Raw genomic sequence first — 21,382 nt, 5'->3', positions numbered from 1 at the left:
GATCGCAACACAGTGATCATGAACGCGCAAAATCGAACATACTGAAGGCCGGACCCCGGGGATCGGGGTCCGGCCTTCAGCGGAGCGGGGAGCAGGCGTCAGACGGCGACGCCGTGCGAACGGAGGTAGGCGACCGGGTCGACGTCCGAGCCGTAGTCCGGCGTGGTCCGGATCTCGAAGTGCAGATGCGGGCCGGTCACGTTGCCGGTCGCACCCGAGAGGCCGACCTGCTGCCCCGCGGTCACGGTCTGGCCGGCCGAGACGGAGAGCTGGGACAGGTGGCCGTACTGCGCGTAGTAGCCGTCGGCGAGCTTGATGACGACCTGGTTGCCGTACGCGCCGCCCCAGCCCGCCGAGACCACGGTGCCCGCGCCCACGGCCTTGAGCGAGGTGCCGGTCGGGACGACGAAGTCGACGCCGGTGTGGTACCCGCTGGACCACATGCTGCCCGCCACGTGGTAGGCGGTGCCGATCGTGGCACCGGCGACCGGGAGGGCGTAGCCGCCACTGATGGAGGTGCTGGTGGCGCTCGTGGCGTCGACGGCCTGCGCGCTGGTCGACTTCACCGCGGAGGCGTCCGAGACGGCGGACTTCGGCGAGGCGGACTTCGACGCGGAGGTCTCGGCGCCGGACTCGGTGCCGGTGCTCGCGGCGGCCTTCTTGCCGAGGCTGAGCTTCAGCCCGGGGTGGATCAGCGACGGGTTGCCGCCGACGGCCACACGGTTGTCCTCGTAGAGCTTGTGCCAGCCACCGCTGACGTTCTGCTCATCGGCGATCTTCGACAGGCAGTCGCCGGTCCGCACCGTGTAGGTCCGGGCACCCGCGCTCTTCGTGACGGCCTTCTTCCCGGTCACCGGAACGGACTGCACGGCCTTTTCGGAAACCGACTGCGCCGCGTGCGCACCGGTGGCCCCCATGAGCGGGAGGGCGAGCGCCGCGCCGCCGGTTCCGGCGACGGCGATCGAGCGAGTGAAGCGCCGGTTCTTGGGACGGCGGTGCTTACCCTTCGCGGGCATGGCGAATTCCTCTCCGGCGCCTGCGAGGTGAGCTGTCGGGTGCGGGCTGGAGATGCCCGGCCACGCTCGCGGCGTGGCTGTACCCCAAGCCGTTCCGGAGACCGGAACAGGCGGTCGTGCCTGTGGGTCCCCCGCTCCTGCCGTGCACGGGTGAGTGTGCGGGCACCGGGCGGCGGCAGGATTAGGCGTCCGCCCGGATCGGTGTGGAACGTAAGCGAGCAAGACGCAACCGGACAAGCGGCCTGTTCCGGATCTGCCCGTTTTACTTGATCCGTTACGGGATTTCCCGGTCACCCTCCGTGAATTCCCTCTACTCCCCTTCTTCAATTCACTGAAAAGGCACATGAATTACGTGAGCATGATGAGCGACATACGGTCACCGATATGACGCTCCTCACGCACCCTTTCTTCAGCTTCCTTTATTCCAGAGCGAGTTGGAATGAAGGCTGCAATTCGGACAGATCACTCAGATGCGGCGCAGGCGGATAACCGTCGCATCGAGGTCGCCGTGCAGCCCTGTGCGCAACCCGTGGTGCAGCAGCACCGCACCCCGGTGAACTTCGCCCGTTTCGCGGCATTCGTACGACGCCGTCGGGTCGAGGCCCCGCAGCCGCAGCGCCGGCACGGGCTCGCCGTACCGCTGCGCCTGGAGGCAGGCGAGGACGACGGCCTCGTCCCCGCGGACGTACTGCACGGCGCTCAGTCCGCCCTGCGGGGGCCGCAGCCGGTAGAGGTCGCCGTGCTGCACCAGCGGCCGGATCTCCTTGTAGAGGCCGACCCAGTCCCGCGCCTCGGCGAGCTCCTCCTCGGTCCATCGGGTGAGGTCTCCGCCGACGCCGAGCACCCCGGCCATGGCGCTCACGAACCGGAACCGCAGCGAGCTCACCCGGCCGTTGAGCTGGACGTTGGGGCTGTCGGTGACCCAGGCGGCCATGACCCGCGCGGGGTGGACCTGACTGAAACCGTGCTGGATGGAAAGCCGGTCGAGCGGATCGGTGTTGTCGGAGGTCCACACCTGGTCCGTACGGCTCATGATCCCGAGGTCGATCCGGCCGCCGCCGCCCGAGCAGGACTCGAAGGCGACGCCGGGGTGGGCCGCCCGGAGCCGGTCCAACAGGGCGTACAAGGCGTGCACATGGTCGACCCACAGCCGCTGCGGATACGCCTCGCCGGGCCAGCCGGCGTCGGTGAAGGAGCGGTTGAAGTCCCACTTCACGTAGTCGATCGGGGCGCTGGTCAGCAGCGTGTCGAGCCGCTCCCAGAGGTACTCCTGGACGTCCTCGCGCGCGAGGTTCAGCACGAGCTGATGACGGAGTTCCGTCCGCTTTCGTCCCGTCTGGTACTGCACCCAGTCGGGGTGCGCCCGGTACAGGTCACTGTCCGGATTGACCATCTCGGGCTCGACCCAGATGCCGAACTGCATGCCGAGCGCGTGCACGTCGTCGGCGAGAGGCTTGAGGCCGGCCGGGAAGCGGTCGGGGTTGGGCGTCCAGTCGCCGAGCCCGGCCCGCTCGCCGGTGCGTGCGCCGAACCAGCCGTCGTCGACCACGAACAGCTCGACGCCGATCGCTGCGGCCCGCCGGGCGAGGGCTCGCTGTTGCTCCTCGGAGATGTCGAACTGCGTGGCCTCCCAGGAGTTGAAGAGCACGGGCCGGTCCCGGTCCGCCTCCGGGATGACGTACGTCCGCTGGTAGGCGTGCCAGGCGCGGCTCGCGCCACCGAAACCGCCGTCGCTCCACAGTCCGGCGAACACGGGGGTGGTGAAGGACTCCCCCGCCGCCAGCCGCAGCAGGCCCGAGTCGTCGTGCCCGGCGCCGCCGGTGATCTGCACGCGCGCGTCGGGGAGTTGCGCCACGGCGATCCGCCAGGATCCCGACCAGCCGAGCGCGCAGCCGTAGACCTCGCCGCGCTCCTCGGTGGCGTCGGTGTCGAGCGCGACCCAGGGCAGGTGCTGGTGTCCGGTGTGGCCGCGACGGCTGCCGATGACCTTCTCACCGTAGGTGAGGTACGACTGCGTCAGCCGGGACTCGGCGGCCCAGCGGCCGTGCAGCTGGGACAGGCGCCAGCCGTCGCGGTCGGGCAGGGTCCAGGTGGCGGAGTCGGCGCGCAGCAGCTCCAGGGGCGCGGGCCCCTGGTTGTCCAGGGTCACCCAGCGCTCGACCACGTCGTCACGCATCCGGTAGTGCAGCGTGACGGCCGCCCCGGCGTCACGGAACCGCAGGCGCAGCTCGTCCCCCTCGGCCTCGTACGCCTCGAAGCCCCACTCGGTGCCCCTCCGCTCGTCGGTACGCACGGACAGGGCGGGCCGGACGAAACGGGGGCCGCCCTCGACCGGGTACTCCTCACGTCCGTCGAGCGGGGACTCGAAGGACGAGCGGTCCGGCAACGGGCGGGCCGCGAGGGCTTCCGCGTCGGCGAGTGCGATTCTGGGGCCCCAGTGCAGGTGCAGGAGCTCGTCGTCCCCGGTGAGGTGGACGGCGTAGCTGCTCAGCGGTCCCGACAGCAGCCACGTACGGCCGTTTTCCGCGATCTCCAGCATGAGGCCTCACAGTTTCGAACAGGTACGAACAGGTGTGAACAGGAGCGGTCAAGCCCCAACATCATCAACGGCCCGGGGCCTTCCGGGCAACGTCTGTGGACAACTCGTTGCCCCAGGAATCCATGTCGTATCGTCAACAGCGGATCCCCGTCGGCCACCCGCCGAGCCGCGTCGGCGGGGCAAGTGGGAGGAGCCCCCTTGACGCAGCAGGTCCCGTCGACCGAACCCGAGCTGGCCGGAGTACGCAACTTCCGTGACGTGGGCGGACTGCCGACCGTCGACGGGCGGCGGGTGCGGCACGGCGTGCTGTTCCGCAGCGGCCACCTCGCGCACGCGACCGACGAGGACGCGGCGTTCCTGTCCTCCCTGGGGCTGCACACGATCTTCGACTTCCGCAACGCGGCGGACCAGAAGCTGGAGGGCCCGGACGTCGAGCTGCCCGGCGTGCGCAATGTGAACCTGCCGCTGTCGGACCCGGCGGACGGCTCCGAGTTCTGGAAGATGGTCCGCGACGGCGAGATCGACCAGCTGCGCGCGATCCTCGGCGAGGGCAAGGCCGCGCACCGGATGATCACGTCCTACCGCACGATCGTCAAGGAGCGCACGGACGAGCACTCCCGGGTGCTGCACTCGCTGGCCGAGGACAGCGTTCCCGCCCTGATGCACTGCGCGGCGGGCAAGGACCGGGCCGGCCTGTCCATAGCCGTGACGCTGCTCGCCGTGGGCGTGGAACGCGAGGCGATCCTCGCCGACTATCTGGAGTCCAACGCCAAGCACCGCCGCTACAAGGTGCGTCGCAGCGGCTCGTCCTCGGCGGGCTACTCCCCCGAGGTCATGGAGCTGCTCGGCCCCCTGTTCGACGCGCGGGCGGAGTACCTGACGGCGGCCGTCGAGACCATCGAGGAGACCTGGGGCGGCGTCGACGCCTACCTGGAGCAGGGGCTCCGGCTGGCACCGCAGACCCGGGAACGGCTGCGCGACCGGCTGCTCGACTGAGGCCTGCCGCGTCACCGCACGACGCACCGCTGCCCGAGGCCTGCCGCTGGGCTGCCTACTGGTTGGCCCCGACCTCGAAGAGCAGCCAGATGAAGGCGGCGAGGACGTGCCCCACGGCGAGGTAGATGATCAGCCGGATCCAGAGAGTCCGGGGGAACTTCTCCTCCATGTTGCTCATGGCGTCTCTCCAGTGGTGGGGCCGAGGCACAGCGTGGCCGTCGGGCTCTGCAGCAGGGTGTGGACGAACAGCAGCTCGACCCCGTCGGGGTCCTGTGCGGCGATGCGGTGCGGGGTCAGCGAGTCGAAGTGCGCGCTGTCGCCCGGCCCCAGCAGGTGCGTGGCGTCGCCCAGACGCAGCCGCAACCGCCCGGTGAGGACGTAGAGCCACTCCTCGCCGGGATGCACGCGCACGATGTCGCCCTGGGAGCCGTACGGGACGTGCACGCGCAGGGCCTGCATCCCGCGCCCGGGCGAACCTGCCTGCCAGTACGTCCAGCCGCCCGCCGCGGTCGGCTCCATGTCACCGGCGCGTACGACGGCGTCCCGGTCGGCGACGGTCTCACCGAGCAGTTCCGAGACGGTCGTACCGTAGATACGGGCGAGCGCGAGCAGCATCGGCAGCGAGGGCTGGCGCCGCCCGGTCTCCAGACGGGAGAGGTGGGCGGGCGACAGCCCGGCGGCGCGGGCCGCGGCCTCCAGGGTCAGGGCGGCCCGGCGGCGCAGGGCGCGCAGCTGCGGCGCGACGGCGGGCAGGGTCTCGGCCGGCCCGGCCGTCGGCTCTGCGGTCGGCCCGGTCACCGGACCGGGCCCGGCTTCAGGGGAGCTCATGCACTCCATTGAGCCCCAGCCTTGCCTCCTCGGCAAATCTCTTGCCTCAGAGGCAAGGCGCGATTCGGAACTCTAACGGTTGGCGACCGCCTGCTTGATCAGCGTCTTGCTGAAGTCCCACATCAGACCGCCCCCGCTGTGGGCGTCGTCCATCACCTCGGTGAAGGCGTCGACGAACCGGTCCACCTCCCGCTCGCCGATGACCAGCGGCGGGATCAGCTTGATCACCTCGAGGTGGTCCCCGGAGACCTGGGTGAGGATCCGGTGCCGCTGGAGCAGCGGGACGACCACCATCTGTGCGAACAGCCCCTTGCGCGCGGCCTGGAGCATGGTCCAGCGGCTGCGCAGCTTCAGCGACTTCGGCTTGCCGAACTCGATGCCGATCATCAGGCCCCGGCCGCGGACGTCGGCGAGCAGCTCGTACTTGTCGGTCAGCGCGGCGAGCCGGGACCTCAGCTGCTCCCCGGTGGCGCGGGCGTTGGCGACGATCCGCTCGTTCTCCATGACCGACAGCACGGCGAGTCCGGCGGCCATCGCCTGGGCGTTGGATCCGAAGCTCGCCGAGTGGACCAGCACCCGGTCCATCGACGAGTAGACCTTCTTGAAGATCCAGTCCTTGCCGAGCGTGGCGCCCACCGGCACATAGCCGCCGGAGAGCGCCTTGGCCACGCACACCAGGTCCGGCTCGACGCCGTCCTCGTGCTGGTAGGCGTAGAAGTCGCCGGTCCGGCCCAGACCCGTCTGCACCTCGTCCGCGATGAGCAGCGCCTTGTGCCGGTGCAGCAGCTCCTGGGCGGCGCGCAGATAGCCGGGCGGCGCCTCGTGCACACCCTTGCCCTGGATCGGCTCGACGACGAGGGCCGCCACGTCCCCCTTCTTCAGCTCCCGGGCCAGGGCCTCGAGATCGCCGAGCGGAACGGCCGTGTCGGGCAGCAGGGGCGCGAAGCCGTCCCGGAAGCCGGACTCGCCGTTCACGGACAGCGAGCCGGTGGTCAGCCCGTGGAAGGCGTGGTCGCAGTACAGGATCCGCGGCCTGCCGGTGGCGTACCGGGCGAACTTCAGCGCGGTCTCGACCGCCTCCGTACCGCTGTTGCCGAAGAACACCCGGTCCAGGTGCGGGCTGTGCGCGAGCAGCTTCTCGGCCAGCAGCCCGGGCAGCGGCTGACAGTCGAAGCGGGTGAGGTCGGCGAGGCCGGCGTCGAGGACGTCGTGCAGCGCCTTGCGGACGACGGGGTGGTGGCGCCCCAGGCCCATCACCCCGAACCCGGCGAGCATGTCCAGGTAGTCGTCGCCGTCCGCGTCCCAGAAGTACGCGCCCTCGGCCCGCACGTAGACCTTGTCGAAGCCGATGGTGTGCAGCATGCGCGGGAGCTGGTGGTTGAGGTGCTTGGTGTGCAGCTCGTAGCGCTCGGCTCCGCGCTCGGCCAGCAGCGCGGCGAGGTCGAACTCCTCGGTCATTCGGGTTTCTCCTTGACTGCCAGGCTTGCGCTGATCCGTCCGGCGATCTCGACCGGCGTGAGGCCGATGTCGGCGAGCACCTCGCCGCGCTTGGCGTGCGCGAGGAACTGCTCCGGGATGCCGAACCGCCGTACCGGTACGTCCACCTCGGCGTCGCCCAGTGCCAGCGCGACCGCGGCACCGACCCCGGCCGCACGGCTGTTGTCCTCGACGACGGCCACCAGACGGTGCTCGGCGGCGAGGCCCGGGAGCGCCGGGTCGACGGGCTTGACCCAACGGGGGTCGACCACGGTGCAGCCGATGCCGCGGGCTTCGAGCAGCTCGGCGGCCTGGAGGCAGACCGGCGCCATGACACCGACGGCCACCAGCAGCACCTCGGGCGTGTCCGGGCCGCGGTGCAGGACGTCGATGCCGCCCACATGACCGATCGCCGGGATCTCCGGGCCCACCGACTCCTTCGGGAAGCGGACCAGTGTCGGCGCGTCGTCCACGGCGACGGCCTCGCGCAGCTGGGCGCGCAACTGGTCGGCGTCGCGCGGCGCGGCGATCCTGAGGCCCGGGACGACCTGGAGGACGGACATGTCCCACATGCCGTTGTGCGAGGCGCCGTCGACGCCGGTGACACCGGCCCGGTCCAGCACGAAGGTCACGCCGCACTTGTGCAGGGCCACGTCCATGAGCACCTGGTCGAAGGCACGGTTGAGGAAGGTGGCGTAGACGGCGACGACCGGGTGCAGCCCGCCGGTCGCCAGGCCGGCCGCCGAGACGGCCGCGTGCTGCTCGGCGATGCCGACGTCCCACACCCGGTCCGGGAAGCGGGCGGCGAACTTACCGAGGCCCACCGGGTGCAGCATGGCCGCGGTGATCGCCACGACGTCGTCCCGCTCCTCGCCGATCCTGACGATCTCGTCGCCGAACACCGAGGTCCAGGACGGCCCGCCGGACGGCGTGAGCGGCTCGCAGGTGAGCGGGTCCATCACGCCGACGGTGTGGAAGTGGTCCTCCTCGTGAGCAAGGGCGGGTTCGTAGCCGCGCCCCTTCTCGGTGAGGCAGTGGACGAGGACCGGCCCGTGGAAGCGCTTGGCGCGGCGCAGCGCGGACTCGACGGCCCTGAGGTCGTGCCCGTCGATCGGTCCGACGTACTTCAGCCCCAGGTCCTCGAACATGCCCTGCGGCGCGAACGCGTCCTTGAAGCCCTTCTTCGCGCCGTGCAGCGACTCGTAGAGCGTGTGCCCGACCACCGGGGTCCGCAGCAGTACGTCCTTCCCCCAGGCCAGGGCCTTCTCGTAGCCGTCGGTCGTGCGCAGGGTCGCCAGGTGGTTGGCGAGGCCGCCTATGGTCGGGGCGTAGGAGCGTTCGTTGTCGTTGACGACGATGATCAGCGGTCGGTCCCTGGCGGCCGCGATGTTGTTCAGCGCCTCCCAGGCCATACCGCCGGTGAGCGCCCCGTCGCCGATGACCGCGACGACGTGGCCCTGCTCCCCCTGCACCTGGCGGGCCTTGGCAAGGCCGTCCGCCCAGCCGAGCGCGGTGGAGGCGTGGCTGTTCTCGACGATGTCGTGCTCGGACTCCTCACGCGACGGATAGCCGGAGAGGCCGCCCTTGCTGCGCAGCTTGGAGAAGTCCTGACGTCCTGTCAGCAGCTTGTGTACGTAGCTCTGATGGCCGGTGTCCCAGACGATGCGGTCCACCGGTGACTCGAAGACCCGGTGGAGCGCGACGGACAGTTCCACCACTCCCAGGTTGGGCCCGAGGTGTCCACCGGTCCTGGCGACCGCGTGCACCAGGAATTCCCTTATCTCTTCGGAAAGTTCGCCGAGTTCCGCCTCGGACAGCGCCTTCAGGTCGCGTGGTCCCCGGATGCTCTCCAGAATCGTCACGCTCGAGCCCCCTTCGGTTGGTGCTGTTCAGCTCACGGTGACGGCCGGCTCCCCTGCCGCGACGCCGTCCTGTTCCATCTGCTCGGCGATCTTCATCGCCTCCTCGATGAGGGTCTCCACGATCTTCGACTCGGGGACGGTCTTGATGACCTCGCCCTTGACGAAGATCTGCCCCTTGCCGTTGCCGGAGGCGACCCCCAGATCCGCTTCCCGCGCCTCGCCGGGGCCGTTCACCACGCACCCCATGACCGCGACGCGCAACGGAACCTGCATGCCCTCCAGACCCGCGGTGACCTCGTCGGCCAGCTTGTAGACGTCGACCTGGGCACGGCCGCAGGACGGACAGGAGACGATCTCCAGCCGCCGCTGCCGCAGGCCCAGGGACTCCAGGATCTGGATGCCGACCTTGACCTCCTCGGCGGGCGGCGCGCTCAGCGACACCCGGATCGTGTCGCCCACGCCCTGCGACAACAGCGCGCCGAAGGCCACCGCGGACTTGATCGTGCCCTGGAAGGCCGGGCCCGCCTCCGTCACGCCCAGGTGCAGCGGATAGTCGCACTGCGCCGCCAGCTGCCGGTACGCCTCGACCATCACGACCGGGTCGTTGTGCTTGACGGAGATCTTGATGTCCCGGAAGTCGTGCTCCTCGAACAGCGACGCCTCCCACAGTGCCGACTCGACCAGGGCCTCGGGAGTCGCCCTGCCGTACTTCTGGAGCAGGCGCCGGTCCAGCGAACCGGCGTTGACGCCGATCCGGATCGGCGTGCCGTGCTCCTTGGCGGCCCGCGCGATCTCCTTCACCTTGTCGTCGAACTGCTTGATGTTGCCGGGGTTCACACGCACCGCCGCGCACCCGGCCTCGATCGCCGCGAAGACGTACTTCGGCTGGAAGTGGATGTCCGCGATCACCGGGATCTGCGACTTACGGGCGATGGTCGCGAGCGCGTCCGCGTCGTCCTGCGTGGGGCAGGCGACCCGGACGATCTGACAGCCGGACGCGGTGAGCTCCGCGATCTGCTGCAAGGTGGCGCCGATGTCCGACGTACGCGTCGTCGTCATCGACTGCACCGACACAGGGGCCCCGCCCCCGACGGCCACCGGCCCGACCTGGATCTGCCGCGACAGACGCCGCTCGGCGATCGGCCGGGCCGGTACCTCGGGAACGCCCAAGGAGACGGCCGTCATGACGTCACTCGCGGTTTCCGGAGACCGTCTCGCGCATGGCGCGCAGCGACTCCTTCAGGGATCCCATGGTGGCGAGGACGGCGGTGGGCTCGTAGCCGCAGTGCGCCATGCAGTTGGCGCAGCGCGGGTCCTTGCCGCGGCCGTACTTGTCCCAGTCGGTGTCCTCGATCAGCTCGCGGTACGTCGGCACGTACCCGTCGCTCATCAGGTAGCAGGGGCGCTGCCAGCCGAACAGCGAGTAGTTCGGGATCGCCCACGCGGTGCACGGGAAGTCGACCTTGCCCTCGAGGAAGTCGAGGAACAGCGGTGAGTGGTTGAGTCGCCACTTCTTGCGGTTGCCGCCCGCGAAGGCCTTCTTGAACAGCTCACGGGTCTGCTCCACGCCCAGGAAGTGCTCCTGGTCGGGCGCCTTCTCGTAGGCGTAGGCGGGCGAGATCATCATCTCGTCGACCTTCAGGTCGTCGTTGAGGAAGTTGAGCACCTCGATGATGGTCTGCGGGGTGTCGGTGTTGAAGAAGGTCGAGTTGGTGGTCACCCGGAAGCCGCGCCGCTTGGCCTCCTTGATGGCCTCCACGGCCTCGTCGAACACGCCCTCCTTCGCAACGGACTCGTCGTGCCGCTCACGCAGCCCGTCGATGTGCACGGCGAAGGCGAAGTAGGGAGAGGGCTTGAACTTGTCCATCTTCTTGCGCAGCAACATGGCATTGGTGCAGAGGAAGACGTATTTCTTCCTGGCCACCAGCTGGCGTGCGATCTCGTCGATCTGGGGGTGCATCAAGGGTTCGCCGCCGGCGATGGACACCATGGGCGCACCTGATTCGAGCACCGCCCCGACGGCCTGAGCGACCGGCATGCGCTGCTTGAGCACGCCTGCCGGGTGCTGGATCTTGCCGCAGCCCTCGCACTTCAGGTTGCATGCGAAGAGCGGTTCCAGTTCCACAATGAGGGGAAACTTGTCCCGCTTGCGGAGCTTTTGTTCAGCCAAGTATGTAGCAACCTTGATGGACTGACGCAGCGGCATGGCCATCTGGCTCACCTCCAGGGGAGCAGCGAAGAACGGTGCCATTCGAAAAAAGCGGGAAGTACGGAACGAAGGACGCGGAAAGCTGATATTCCACCGCGCACCGTGCCGATCCGGACGAGTTCATGTTCAGGAGCGTCCACGACCACCCTTACGGCCGCAACCGGGCGCTCGCCCACCCGCACGGCGCTCAGGAGCGTGGCGGCCGACTCCATGTCGACCGCGATCGCGCCGGTCGCGAGCAGTTCGGACCTCTCCGGTCCACGCACGACGTGGTCGGAGCCGAGGAGTGGCCCGGTGTGGACGGTGCGCCCGGGCAGGGTACGTACGAGTTCCTTGACGAGCAGGTCGGTCCTGATGCACGGGACGTTTCCGCGCGGGTCCCGGGTCTCCTCGGCGACCACCAGGTCACCGGGGTGCATCCCCGGGGCGAGCCCCGCGCAGAAGCCGGTGGCCAGCACGGCGGCCTCGGCGAGCGACGGGTCGGCCAGGACCCGGGCGACCGCGCGTTCGGCCGCCCTGGGCCCCATGCCCGTACGCAGGACGGTGACCGTCCCGCCCGCGCCCCACTTGTTCGGTTCGGCTCCGGGGCGCCGAAAGCCGGGGTCGAGAGCCCGACCGTGCTCAGCCCCTCCTTCGTCGGGGCCTGCGCGCTCCCCCACTCTCGACCCCGGCGCGCCCCTCCGCCTCACGCTGCGGTCACTCATGCGCAGGGCGAGGTGCTCGATGCCGAGCGCGCAGGCGATCAGCAGCGGGGCCGGGGCGGGCTTGGCGCTCATCAGCCCCCCTCGGCCCCGGAGAAGGGCTCCCCGTGCACGTACCGGCCGAGCGCGGTGAGCGGGAAGACCTGCCGGTAGAGGTGGTAGTTGATGGAGAAGTCCCAGGGGAAGCCGGTGCCGGTGAAGTACGGCTCGTCCCAGGAACCGTCCGCCCGCTGGGTGGTCGCGAGCCACTCGACGGCGCGCTCCACGGCCTTGGAGTTGCGCTCCCCCGCCGCGAGCAGCGCGAGCAGCGCCCACGCGGTCTGCGAGGCGGTGGAGGCGCCCTTGCCGCTCCACTTCTTGCTGTCCTGGTAGGAGCGCAGGTCCTCGCCCCAGCCGCCGTCGTCGTTCTGGACCGACTCCAGCCAGACCACGGCCCGGCGGATCGCCGGATGCGAGGCGGGGAGTCCGGCGGCGGTCAGGGCGGGCACCACCGAACCGGTGCCGTACACGTAGTTGACGCCCCAGCGCCCGAACCACGAGCCGTCCGGCTCCTGTTCGGCGAGCAGCCACTCGATGCCGCGCCGGGTGCGCGGGTCGTGGGACATGCCCTCGACCGCGAGCATCTCGACGACGTGCGCGGTGACGTCGGCGGACGGCGGATCGATGACCTCACCGAAGTCGCAGAACGGCAGCCGGTTGGGGAACGGGCTGGTGTTGTCGACGTCGAAGGCCCCCCACGCGCCGTTCTTCGACTGCATGCCGAGGTTCCAGCGCACCCCGCGTCCGATCGCCTTCTCGACGCGCTCGGGGTCGTGGTGCCTGATGCGGCGCAGCGCGAGGACGACCTCGGCGGTGTCGTCGATGTCGGGGTAGTTGTCGTTGTGGAACTCGAACGCCCAGCCGCCCGGCGGGAGTCCGGGCCGTTTGACCGACCAGTCGCCGGGCCGCACGATCTGCTCGCCGAGCATCCAGTCGGCGGCCTTGACGAGTTGCGGGTGGTCGGCGGGGAGTCCCGCGTCGGCGAGCGCGATGGCCGCCAGGCAGGTGTCCCACACCGGCGACTGGCAGGCCTCGATCATCCGGGCGCCGTCCTCGCGCCATACGGCGAAACGGTCCAGCGACTGAAGGCCCGCGCGCATCACAGGGTGTTCGAGATCGTAGCCGAGCAGGTACAGCGCGATGACCGAGTACACGGCCGGCGGCTGGATGCCGCCCCAGCAGCCGTCGTTCTCCTGACGCTCGATGATCCAGCGGGCCGCCGAGTTCACGGCCGCCCTGCGCAGCCTGCGCGGTGCGACCTTGCGCAGCGCGTGCATGGCCTTGTCGATCCGCTGAAAGGCTCCGTCCCAACTCGCCACCGGCGCCAGGGGCTTGGGCGGGTTGGGGTGGGCCGGGTCGGTGTGCAGCTCGTCGAGCGGGAAGGGCGCGGGGCGCACCGGGCGCTTCGCGGAGACGATCGTCAGCGGGACGATGGTCTGCCGGGCCCAGCACCCGAAGTCATAGATGTTGAGCGGCATCCACTTGGGGAAGTAGATGAGTTCCGGCGGGAGTTCGGGCAGGTCCTCCCACTTCCACCAGCCGAACAGGGCCAGCCAGATCCGGGTGAAGACGCGGGCGGCGGCGATGCCGCCCTGCTCACGGATCCAGGCCGACGCCCTCGCCATGTGCGGTTCGTCCGGGGCGTCGCCGGCCAGCCGGAGGGCGACATACGCCTCGATGGTGGTGGAGAGTTCGCCCGGGCCGCCGTAGAAGGTGGCCCAGGTGCCGTCCTCGCGCTGCTCGCCGCGGATGAAGAGTCCGGCCCCCCGGGTCGTCACCTCGTCGCCGATGCCCAGGAACTGACGCAGCAGCAGGTCCTCGGCGTCCATCGTGACGTTCGTCTCGAGGTCGCCCTTCCACCAGCCTTCCGCGTCCTGTCGGGAGAGCAGGAAGTCGGTGGAGCGCTGCACCGCGCGTGCGGCGGCTTCTTGTACCCCGGCCGCCGCGGGGGTGGTGATGTCGGTTTCGGTGGCCGCGGCAGCGCGGGGCGGGAGGGCCCCGGTGCTTCCGTCGGTCGTCGCTGTCATGGCTTCCCCTTCGTGCAGTCGTTCGAGTCGTGCTGCTGTGGGTCCGCCGTCGACCGGTGCGCGAATACTCGCGCCACCGGCCGGCGACTACGCGAGGGCTGTTCGACCGATAGTGATCATCTCTTTCGTACGACGACGAAGTCGGCGAGCGCCGTGAACCGGGCCCGTACCTGCTCGGGCATGTCGATGGCGTTCAGGGCTTCGATGGCGATGGTGTGCTGCCGGCGCGCCTCCTGGGCGGTCCACTCGCGGCCGCCCGCCTCCTCGATGAGGGCGGCACGGGCCGCGAACTCCTCCTCGGAGAAGGTCGCGAAGTCGCTGCTCTTGGCGTCGGCGGCGAGGATCTCGCCGAGCCGCTCGGAGGCGGTACCGCCCGCCGCGAGCGCTGCCACGACCGGCAGGGACTTCTTGCGCTGGCGCAGGTCGCTCCAGGTCTGCTTGCCGGTGGCCTCCGGGTCGCCCCAGATGCCGAGGAGGTCGTCGACGGCCTGAAAGGCCAGGCCGAGGTGGTAGCCGTACTTCTCCAGGGTGTCGGCGGTGCGGTCGTCCGCGCCGCCGAGCACGGCGCCGATGGAGCTGGCGCAGGCCAGCAGGGCGCCGGTCTTGTTGCCCTCCATCTCCAGGCACTCCTCGACGCTGACGCGGTCGCGGTGCTCGTAGGAGATGTCCTGCGCCTGACCGTCGATCAGGGCGCGGGTGGCGGTGGTGAGACGGCGGGTGGCCCGGCCGGCCTCGACGGTGCCGAGCTCCAGCAGGACCTCGTTGGCGAGGGCGAACAGAGCGTCGCCGACGAGGATCGCCTGGGCGGGGCCGTGCACCTTCCAGACGGTGTCGCGGTGGCGGCGCTGTTCGTCGCCGTCCATCAGGTCGTCGTGCAGGAGCGAGAAGTTGTGGACCAGTTCGACGGCGACCGCACCGGGGATGCCTACCTCGGGCGCGGCCCCGGTGACCTCGGCGGAGAGCACGGCGAGCGCGGGGCGTACGGCCTTGCCGCCGTCGCCGGACGTGGGGTTGCCCTCGGCGTCGATCCAGCCGAAGTGGTAGGCGGAAACGGTGTCCATGGGAGGTGCCAGGCGGTCGACGGCCGCTCGCAGCACCGGTGTGGCCAGGGTCCGGCCGCGCTCCAGGAGCGCGGTCACGTCCACCGCGTCGGCAGCCGTCGAGGCCGGGGGCACAGTGGGCACAGTTTCTCCTCTTGTTGCGGTGCCAGGGGTGCGGGGGCCTGCCGGGCCGTGCTGATCGAGCATCAGGCTGCCTCCTCGAAAGCGAAGAGGTGGTGGGGGCGGGGCCGGCCCAGGGCACTGAGGGCGGCGTCCGCCGCGCTCACACCGCTGCGGACCGCACTCTCCATGGTCGCGGGCCACCCTGTGGCGGTCCACGCGCCGGCCAAGTAGAGGCCGGGGGCTTTGGTGCGGGCGCCGGGACGCAGCCGCCCGACGCCGGGGGTGGGGGCGAACGTCGCTGTGCGCTCCCGGGTCACGAAGAAGTCCCGCACTTGCGCTCCCCGGGTGCCGGGCAGCAGCCGCTGAAGTTCGGGCAGATAGCGCTCGCGCAGGGCGGCGACGGGCTCGTCGATCTCGTCCTGCGCGGCCGACTGAGAGAGGGCGAGGTACTGGCCCTCTCGCAGTCCGGAGGCCGCCGTGCGGTCGAAGACCCACTGCACCGGGGTGCCGAGGGCCGCGAAGAAGGGCTTGTCGAGCACCTTGCGGTCGTACAGGACATGGATGTTGAGGATCGGCGCGGTGCCGATCTCCAGCAGTTGTCCGGGGGCCTCGAGGGCGCCGTCCGGCAGCAGGTCGTACGTCTCGCGCTGCGGTACGGCGAGCACGACCGCGTCGGCTTCCAGCGTTTCGCCGGGAACCTGAACGCTCCACCGCCCGTTTTCGTTTTCAGAGACGGAGGTGACGCGTGTACGGACTTCGGTACGCACGCCCGCGGAGTCGAGCGCCTTGCGGGCCAGGCGGTCATGCAGTTCGCCCAGCGGGACATGCGCCCAGCCGATGTCGGCCGCGCCCGGGTCGGACAGCAGACCGGTCTTGAACACCATCGCGGCGAGTCCGAGGGAGGCGTCCCCGGCCACCGCGTTGAGGGTGGCGACCCCCACCAGGTCCCACAGTGCCTCGACGGCACGCGCCGACTGACCGTGCGCGGCCAGCCAGCTGCCGAAGTCCTGGGTGTCCAGGGCCGGGTCGGCGAGGTCGAGCCCCTTGAGCGCGAGCGCGGCACGTCCGACTCTGGCGCGCTCGGCGAGCGAGAGATGCGGATATGTCGCCAGGCTGCGCCCCAGATGCAGGGGCACCGGCAGCGCGTCGCGTCGCAACCTGCCCAGGCGCCGGCCCGCGGGCCGGTCCACGTCGAGTACGGGCACGTCGAGACGATCCTGCAGCGGCGCCAGCTCGGCCCCCTCGATGCGGTCGAGGAACCAGCGGTACGCGGTGCAGCAGCGCAGGTACACGTGCTGTCCGTTGTCGACGGTCAGTTCGCCGCGCTGGAAGGAGAAGGCCAGGCCACCGAGTCTGGGCCGGCCCTCGACCAGGGTGACGCGCACGCCGGCGTCGGCGAGCGCGAGCGCGGTGGTGATGCCGGCCAGCCCGCCGCCGACCACGACGGCGTCCCGCCTGGCCGTTCCCGTGCTGTCCGCGGGCAGGCCGGGCTGCTGTGCGTCGCTCATCGTGCACCCTCCCCTGCGGACCCGCCGTGCTGCTCCAGCAGTGCACCGCAGGCCGTCGCAGTCAGGGACGCCGCCCCCGACCGGAGGGTTGCGTGCCGCATTTCTCCGGTGGAATCACCTTGGCCCACATTGTCCATCAGGTACGCCTCCTGACGGTCCGCCGGGACACATGCCGGGCGTCGAGTCCGGACAGTCCGCGCACGGCGACGTAGGCCTTCTCCCGTCCGGGCAGCGAGACCCGGCCACGCAGCACGGCCTCCGGGTCGCGCTCGATGCGGTCGAGCAGGCGCCGGTAGATGCCGGCCATGGCGGCGACACAGGCGCCGCTGCGCCGGTCGAGCATGGGGAGCAGCCGGTAGCCCTCGGCGAAAAGGGCGCGGGCCCGTCGCACTTCGAAGTGCACGAGGCCCGCGAAGTCGGAGCCCTCCGGTGGTGTCGGCCCGTCGAACCCGGCCGAGCAGCCGAATTTCGCGAGGTCGTCGGCGGGCAGATAGGTGCGGCCGCCCTCGGCGTCCTCGCGGACGTCTCTGAGGATGTTGGTGAGCTGGAGCGCGAGACCGAGCGTGTCGGCATACTCCGGCGCGCGCTCGGCACCGCGCGTCCCCTGTTCGGTACCGAACACCCCGAGCGAGAGCCGCCCGATGGCGCCGGCCACACACCGGCAGTAGACCTTCAGATCGTCCCAGGTCTCGTAGGTCTCACCGCGAACGTCCATCTGCACGCCGTCGATCAGCTCGTCCAGGCCGCTCAGCGGGATCGGGAAGACCTCGGCGGCGTGCGTGAGGGCGACGGCGACCGGGTCGGTGTCGTCCTCGTCGACCCCGCCCTCACGGATCCGGGTCAGCAGCGCCCGGGTGTCCTCGAGCCTGGCGACCTTGACGTCGTCGGCCAGCGCACCGTCGCCGATGTCGTCGACACGGCGCGAGAACGCGTACAGCGCCGACATCGCACGCCGCTTGGGCGTGGGCAGCAGCCTGATGCCGTACGCGAAGTTACGGGCCTGCTGTCCGGTCACGGCCTCGCAGTAGCTGTAGGCGGCGAGTACCGGTGCGGACACGTGTTGTTCCGACTCCACGGTCCGGATCACCCCTTTCCTCGCAGAGTCACGCCCACCTCGCGCAGCAACTGGAGCTTGCCGGGCTTGGGCGGGCCGGGAAGTACGTCGTATTCGGCGGCGGCGATCGCGTGGATCGCCGCCCTTCCCCCCGCCACGAACCCCGCGAGCAGCAACTTCAATCTGCCGTGGACGCTACCCACGAGAGGGGCGCCTTCATTCAGGAGTTCACGGGCGCGTTGTGCTTCGTACGCGATCAGTGCGCGCACCGATGCGCCCGCGGTGGCCGTGGCGAGATCCGCTTCCTGGACGTGAAAGCGCTTCATGTCCGCGGCAGGCAGGTAGATGCGGTCGCGGCCGAGGTCCTCGGCCACGTCCTGGAGGTGTTCGACGATCTGGAGCGCCGTGCAGATCGCGTCGGAGAGGCGGATCCGCTCGGGGGTCGAGGTGCCGGTGACGGCGAGGACGAGGCGGCCGACGGGGTTGGCGGACAGCTCGCAGTACGCCAGGAGGTCGTCGTAGGTCTCGTACCGCTGGACGAGCTGGTCCTGGCGGTTGGCGGCGATCAGACCGAGAAACGGCTCGGGGGTCATCGAGCAGCGGCGGACGGTCGGCTGGAGGCGGCGCAACAGGGGGTGGCGCGGGGTCCCGTCGAAGACCCGGTGGAGGTCGGCCTCGAAGGCGTCCAGCAGGACGAGCCGGTCCTCGGCCGCCGCCGGCGACACGCCGAGCAGGCGGGCGTCCGCGCCGCCGGGGGCCAGGTCGCCGTCGCCGATGTCGTCGACGAGGCGGGCGAAGCCGTAGACGGCCATGAGGTCGGTGCGCCAGGCCCTGGGGAGGAAGAAGGGGGCCACGGGGAAGTTCTCACCCGCGGACTTGTCGAGCGTGCCGCGCTCCGGATCACCGGCGTGGGCCGTGCCGGTTCCCGTCACCGCGGACTGCCCTGGGCGGGGACGGCACATGCTGCGCTGAGCTGGGGAGTTTCCGTAGCCATTGCCGTCACATCTCCCGTTCTACACCGCTGACCCAATGCACACTATTTCGGACACGCCGCCCGGCCGTCCGCGCGGCTGCCCTGAGAGAGGGTGTCGCGCATTATCGCCCCACTTGCCGTGTTTCGGGACCTGTACAGCTTACGTTGTACAACGCGGGGAGGTTCCGGGGGGTCTCCTGCAGATCACAACAACACACCGATTGGCGTCAAGATTCCTAAGCCGAGCCGGAGTTGACGTTTCCTTTGCAGACGCGGGGCCCCGCCGGAACAGTTCCGGCGGGGCCCCGGGCGTTTCGGGCTACTTGCCCGTGAACTTCTCGTACTCCTTGAGGACCTCGTCGGTCGGTCCGTCCATGCGGAGCTCGCCGCGCTCCAGCCACAGCACGCGGTTGCAGGTGTCGCGGATGGACTTGTTGCTGTGACTGACCAGAAACACCGTGCCGGCCTCCTTGCGCAGCTCCCGGATGCGCTCCTCGGAGCGGATCTGGAACTTGCGGTCTCCGGTGGCCAGCGCCTCGTCGATCATCAGGACGTCGTGGTCCTTGGCGGCGGCGATGGAGAAGCGCAGACGGGCCGCCATACCGGAGGAGTAGGTGCGCATCGGCAGGGTGATGAAGTCGCCCTTCTCGTTGATGCCGGAGAAGTCGACGATCCCCTGGTAGCGCTCCTTGATCTCCTCGCGGGACATGCCCATGGCGAGCCCACCCAATATGACGTTCCGCTCACCCGTGAGGTCGTTCATCAGGGCCGCGTTGACGCCGAGCAGGGAGGGCTGGCCGTCGGTGTAGACCCTGCCCTTCTCGGGCGGCAGCAGGCCTGCGATGGCCCGCAGCAGGGTGGACTTGCCGGAGCCGTTGGAGCCGATCAGGCCGATGGCCTCGCCCCGGTAGGCGACGAAGGAGACGCCCCGCACGGCGTGCACCTTGCGTACGCCCCGCTCCTCGCCGCGCTTGACGATGCGGCTGAGGGCGGCGGTGGCGCTGCCCTTGCCGGTCTTGGCGCCGTTGACGCGGTAGACGATGTGGACGTCGTCCGCGATGACCGTCGGGACCTGGTCGCCGTCGTACTGCTCAGCCACGGCCATACCTCTCCTCCGCCTGCCAGAAGTAGATGAAACCGCCGACGGCGAACAGCGCCGCCCAGCCGCCCGCGGCCGCCCAGACATGGTCGGGGAGGTTCTCGGAACCGTAGTCCTCGATCAGGGCGAAGCGCATCAGATCCATGAAGATCGCCGCCGGGTTCCACTGCAGGACGGTGGCGACCCACTGCGGCTTGTCGGCGAGCATGACCGGGATGGAGAACATCACGCCGGACGCATACATCCACGTCCTCATCACGAACGGCATGAGCTGCGCCAGGTCCGGGGTCTTGGCACCGGCCCGGGCCATGATCAGGGCGAGGCCGGTGTTGAAAAGGAACTGCAGCGCGAGGACCGGCACGATCAGCAGCCAGGACAGGCTCGGGTAACTGCCGAAGCCGATGGCCACGATGAACAGCACGAGCATCGAGTACAGCAGCTGCTGGAGCTGCTGGAGGGCGAAGGAGATCGGCAGCGAGGCGCGCGGGAAGTGCAGAGCGCGGACCAGGCCGAGGTTGCCGGAGATCGCGCGCACGCCCGCCATCACCGAGCTCTGCGTGAACGTGAAGACGAACACGCCCGTGACCAGGAACGGGATGTACACGTCCATCGGCAGGCCCCGGCTGGCCTTGAGGATCAGACCGAAGATGAAGTAGTACACGGCCGCGTTCAGCAGCGGTGTGGCCACCTGCCAGAGCTGGCCGAGCTTGGCCTGGCTGTACTGGGCGGTCAGCTTCGCCTGCGAGAAGGCGAGGATGAAGTGCCGGCGTCCCCACAGCTGGCGGACGTACTCCCCGAGCGAAGGCCGGGCGCCGCTCACGGCCAGCCCGTACTTCGCGGCGAGCCCCGCCGCCGTGAGGCCCTCGTCGGGCGACGGAGCCGCGCTCACCGCGACTCCGCCGTCATGGCTTGTCTCACTCACAAGTGGAAACTTTCGTCTTCGAGATGCTCAGCCTGTGCGGGCCTGGCACGAGCCCGGGCCGTGCACGGCCCGCATGCTCTCAGGAACGAGCTTGTCAGATGACCGGGGGCCGGCCCAGTCGGGTCAGCCGCCACACCGTACGCCACTTCATGGGCCGACGGGGGCCGCAGGATGTGGTCCAGCCCTCCCTGAATCCACCGAACCAGGCCTTCAGGGCCGACCGCGAGGGGCGGCGCAGCAGCGTCAGCAGCAGCCAGACGCCGAGGTAGACCGGGACCAGGGGCGCGGGCAGGTTGCGGCGGGCCAGCCAGACGCGGTTGCGGGCGACCATGCGGTGGTAGACCGCGTGCCGCGAGGGCGCGGTCGTCGGGTGGTACAGCACCATGTCGGACCGGTAGTCGATCATCCAGCCCGCGTCGAGGGCCCGCCATGCCAGGTCGGTTTCCTCGTGGGCGTAGAAGAACTCGTCCGGGAGCCCGCCGGCTTCAGCGAAGACCTTCGTACGGACGGCGTTGGCGCCGCCGAGGAAGGTGGTGACCCGGGAGGAGCGCATCGGGTCGGCGGCGCGCAGTCGCGGCACGTGCCGGCGCTGGGTGACTCCGGTCTCCGGGTCGGCGATGCGGAAGCTGATGATGCCGAGCTTGGGGTCGGCCTCGAAGGCCTGCCGGCACAGCTCGGCGGTGTCGTGCTGGGCGAGGAGTCCGTCGTCGTCGAGGAAGAGCAATACGTCGACGTCGCGGCCGCTGGGGCCGAAGGCCTCGATGCCGACGTTGCGACCGCCGGGAATACCGAGGTTCTCGGGCAGCTCCACCGTGCGCACGCCTTCAGGGACGTCCGGTACGGGTGAGCCGTTGCCGACGACGACCACCTCGACGCGGTCGCCCTCCTGCTTGGCGACCGAGTCGATCAGGGCCCTGAGCTCGTCGGGACGGTTGCCCATGGTGATGATGACCGCGCCGACCTTCATGCC

Annotated in this window: 19 protein-coding genes and 1 riboswitch; of the genes, 1 reads left to right on the top strand and 18 read right to left on the bottom strand. The window is 70.1% G+C overall.

The features are described from left to right. Positions 1 to 98: 98 nt before the first annotated feature. Positions 99 to 1,016: a M23 family metallopeptidase gene (locus tag ABT114_RS00265; protein WP_351136882.1), complete on the bottom strand. Its 918-nt coding sequence runs from the start codon at positions 1,014 to 1,016 to the stop codon at positions 99 to 101. Positions 1,017 to 1,020: 4 nt separating this feature from the next. After that, positions 1,021 to 1,179, bottom strand: a riboswitch (cyclic di-AMP (ydaO/yuaA leader). 303 nt (positions 1,180 to 1,482) lie between these two features. Then, complete coding sequence (locus ABT114_RS00260; RefSeq protein WP_351136880.1) at positions 1,483 to 3,555, bottom strand: alpha-galactosidase; 2,073 nt, start codon at positions 3,553 to 3,555, stop codon at positions 1,483 to 1,485. A 198-nt stretch (positions 3,556 to 3,753) separates the two neighbouring features. Here ABT114_RS00260 and ABT114_RS00255 point away from each other — a divergent pair, with 198 nt between their 5' ends. After that, positions 3,754 to 4,551, top strand: coding sequence for a tyrosine-protein phosphatase (locus tag ABT114_RS00255; RefSeq protein WP_351136878.1), 798 nt, complete (start codon positions 3,754 to 3,756; stop codon positions 4,549 to 4,551). Between the two features lie 55 nt (positions 4,552 to 4,606). Here ABT114_RS00255 and ABT114_RS00250 read toward each other — a convergent pair whose 3' ends face one another. The 16 genes from ABT114_RS00250 to ABT114_RS00175 all read right to left on the bottom strand — a co-directional run bounded on the left by ABT114_RS00250 (position 4,607) and on the right by ABT114_RS00175 (position 21,379). Further along, positions 4,607 to 4,729, bottom strand: a complete 123-nt coding sequence (locus ABT114_RS00250; protein WP_351136874.1) for a DUF6126 family protein — start codon at positions 4,727 to 4,729, stop codon at positions 4,607 to 4,609. Further along, the gene (locus tag ABT114_RS00245) at positions 4,726 to 5,379 is read right to left on the bottom strand and encodes a helix-turn-helix domain-containing protein (protein WP_351136872.1); all 654 of its coding nucleotides are present in this window, start codon (positions 5,377 to 5,379) and stop codon (positions 4,726 to 4,728) included. Before ABT114_RS00245 ends, ABT114_RS00250 begins: the two co-directional genes overlap by 4 nt. A 72-nt stretch (positions 5,380 to 5,451) precedes the next feature. Next, a complete protein-coding gene (locus ABT114_RS00240; RefSeq protein WP_351136870.1) occupies positions 5,452 to 6,837 on the bottom strand; it encodes an aspartate aminotransferase family protein in 1,386 nt (461 codons plus the stop codon). After that, on the bottom strand, positions 6,834 to 8,717 hold the full coding sequence (dxs, locus tag ABT114_RS00235; protein ID WP_351136868.1) for a 1-deoxy-D-xylulose-5-phosphate synthase: 1,884 nt from the start codon (positions 8,715 to 8,717) through the stop codon (positions 6,834 to 6,836). Before dxs ends, ABT114_RS00240 begins: the two co-directional genes overlap by 4 nt. A 27-nt stretch (positions 8,718 to 8,744) precedes the next feature. Next, entirely contained in the window at positions 8,745 to 9,902 is a 1,158-nt protein-coding gene (gene ispG, locus ABT114_RS00230; protein WP_351136866.1) for a flavodoxin-dependent (E)-4-hydroxy-3-methylbut-2-enyl-diphosphate synthase, read from the bottom strand. A 4-nt stretch (positions 9,903 to 9,906) separates the two neighbouring features. Further along, positions 9,907 to 10,929 carry an adenosyl-hopene transferase HpnH gene (gene hpnH, locus ABT114_RS00225; RefSeq protein WP_351136864.1) on the bottom strand — a complete coding sequence of 341 codons (1,023 nt, stop codon included), beginning with the start codon at positions 10,927 to 10,929 and terminating at the stop codon, positions 9,907 to 9,909. A gap of 5 nt (positions 10,930 to 10,934) precedes the next feature. After that, positions 10,935 to 11,702, bottom strand: coding sequence for a phosphorylase family protein (locus ABT114_RS00220; protein WP_351136862.1), 768 nt, complete (start codon positions 11,700 to 11,702; stop codon positions 10,935 to 10,937). Continuing rightward, positions 11,702 to 13,693: a squalene--hopene cyclase gene (gene shc, locus ABT114_RS00215; protein ID WP_351136860.1), complete on the bottom strand. Its 1,992-nt coding sequence runs from the start codon at positions 13,691 to 13,693 to the stop codon at positions 11,702 to 11,704. The genes ABT114_RS00220 and shc overlap by 1 nt, the downstream gene beginning before the upstream one ends. Before the next feature lie 116 nt (positions 13,694 to 13,809). After that, positions 13,810 to 14,940 (bottom strand): polyprenyl synthetase family protein, encoded by a 1,131-nt coding sequence (locus tag ABT114_RS00210; RefSeq protein ID WP_351136858.1) that lies wholly within the window; start codon positions 14,938 to 14,940, stop codon positions 13,810 to 13,812. Beyond that, a complete protein-coding gene (gene hpnE, locus ABT114_RS00205; protein ID WP_351136856.1) occupies positions 14,940 to 16,364 on the bottom strand; it encodes a hydroxysqualene dehydroxylase HpnE in 1,425 nt (474 codons plus the stop codon). Before hpnE ends, ABT114_RS00210 begins: the two co-directional genes overlap by 1 nt. Further along, complete coding sequence (locus ABT114_RS00200; protein ID WP_351136854.1) at positions 16,361 to 16,465, bottom strand: DUF6380 family protein; 105 nt, start codon at positions 16,463 to 16,465, stop codon at positions 16,361 to 16,363. The genes hpnE and ABT114_RS00200 overlap by 4 nt, the downstream gene beginning before the upstream one ends. A gap of 35 nt (positions 16,466 to 16,500) precedes the next feature. Further along, entirely contained in the window at positions 16,501 to 17,451 is a 951-nt protein-coding gene (gene hpnD / locus ABT114_RS00195) for a presqualene diphosphate synthase HpnD (protein WP_351136852.1), read from the bottom strand. Beyond that, the gene (hpnC, locus tag ABT114_RS00190; RefSeq protein WP_351136850.1) at positions 17,448 to 18,350 is read right to left on the bottom strand and encodes a squalene synthase HpnC; all 903 of its coding nucleotides are present in this window, start codon (positions 18,348 to 18,350) and stop codon (positions 17,448 to 17,450) included. The genes hpnD and hpnC overlap by 4 nt, the downstream gene beginning before the upstream one ends. 360 nt (positions 18,351 to 18,710) lie before the next feature. Next, a complete protein-coding gene (locus ABT114_RS00185) occupies positions 18,711 to 19,496 on the bottom strand; it encodes an ABC transporter ATP-binding protein (protein ID WP_502986341.1) in 786 nt (261 codons plus the stop codon). Further along, a complete protein-coding gene (locus ABT114_RS00180; RefSeq protein WP_351136846.1) occupies positions 19,483 to 20,412 on the bottom strand; it encodes an ABC transporter permease in 930 nt (309 codons plus the stop codon). Before ABT114_RS00180 ends, ABT114_RS00185 begins: the two co-directional genes overlap by 14 nt. Positions 20,413 to 20,506: 94 nt before the next feature. Continuing rightward, entirely contained in the window at positions 20,507 to 21,379 is an 873-nt protein-coding gene (locus ABT114_RS00175) for a glycosyltransferase family 2 protein (RefSeq protein ID WP_351138148.1), read from the bottom strand. Between the last annotated feature and the right edge of the window lie 3 nt (positions 21,380 to 21,382).

The sequence above is a fragment of the Streptomyces sp. NPDC002088 genome, from assembly GCF_040296605.1.
In the GTDB taxonomy this organism is placed as follows: domain Bacteria; phylum Actinomycetota; class Actinomycetes; order Streptomycetales; family Streptomycetaceae; genus Streptomyces.
The sequence above is the reverse complement of the archived record's forward strand: the minus strand, read 5'-3'. Positions and strand labels throughout refer to the sequence as shown.

Coding starts and splice junctions, on each gene's coding strand:
- ABT114_RS00265 (WP_351136882.1), bottom strand. CDS start 1,016: ATGCCCGCGAAGGGTAAGCACCGCCGTCCCAAGAACCGGCGCTTCACT.
- ABT114_RS00260 (WP_351136880.1), bottom strand. CDS start 3,555: ATGCTGGAGATCGCGGAAAACGGCCGTACGTGGCTGCTGTCGGGACCG.
- ABT114_RS00250 (WP_351136874.1), bottom strand. CDS start 4,729: ATGAGCAACATGGAGGAGAAGTTCCCCCGGACTCTCTGGATCCGGCTG.
- ABT114_RS00245 (WP_351136872.1), bottom strand. CDS start 5,379: ATGAGCTCCCCTGAAGCCGGGCCCGGTCCGGTGACCGGGCCGACCGCA.
- ABT114_RS00240 (WP_351136870.1), bottom strand. CDS start 6,837: ATGACCGAGGAGTTCGACCTCGCCGCGCTGCTGGCCGAGCGCGGAGCC.
- ispG (WP_351136866.1), bottom strand. CDS start 9,902: ATGACGGCCGTCTCCTTGGGCGTTCCCGAGGTACCGGCCCGGCCGATC.
- hpnH (WP_351136864.1), bottom strand. CDS start 10,929: ATGGCCATGCCGCTGCGTCAGTCCATCAAGGTTGCTACATACTTGGCT.
- ABT114_RS00220 (WP_351136862.1), bottom strand. CDS start 11,702: ATGAGCGCCAAGCCCGCCCCGGCCCCGCTGCTGATCGCCTGCGCGCTC.
- shc (WP_351136860.1), bottom strand. CDS start 13,693: ATGACAGCGACGACCGACGGAAGCACCGGGGCCCTCCCGCCCCGCGCT.
- ABT114_RS00210 (WP_351136858.1), bottom strand. CDS start 14,940: ATGCTCGATCAGCACGGCCCGGCAGGCCCCCGCACCCCTGGCACCGCA.
- hpnE (WP_351136856.1), bottom strand. CDS start 16,364: ATGAGCGACGCACAGCAGCCCGGCCTGCCCGCGGACAGCACGGGAACG.
- ABT114_RS00200 (WP_351136854.1), bottom strand. CDS start 16,465: ATGCGGCACGCAACCCTCCGGTCGGGGGCGGCGTCCCTGACTGCGACG.
- ABT114_RS00185 (WP_502986341.1), bottom strand. CDS start 19,496: ATGGCCGTGGCTGAGCAGTACGACGGCGACCAGGTCCCGACGGTCATC.
- ABT114_RS00175 (WP_351138148.1), bottom strand. CDS start 21,379: ATGAAGGTCGGCGCGGTCATCATCACCATGGGCAACCGTCCCGACGAG.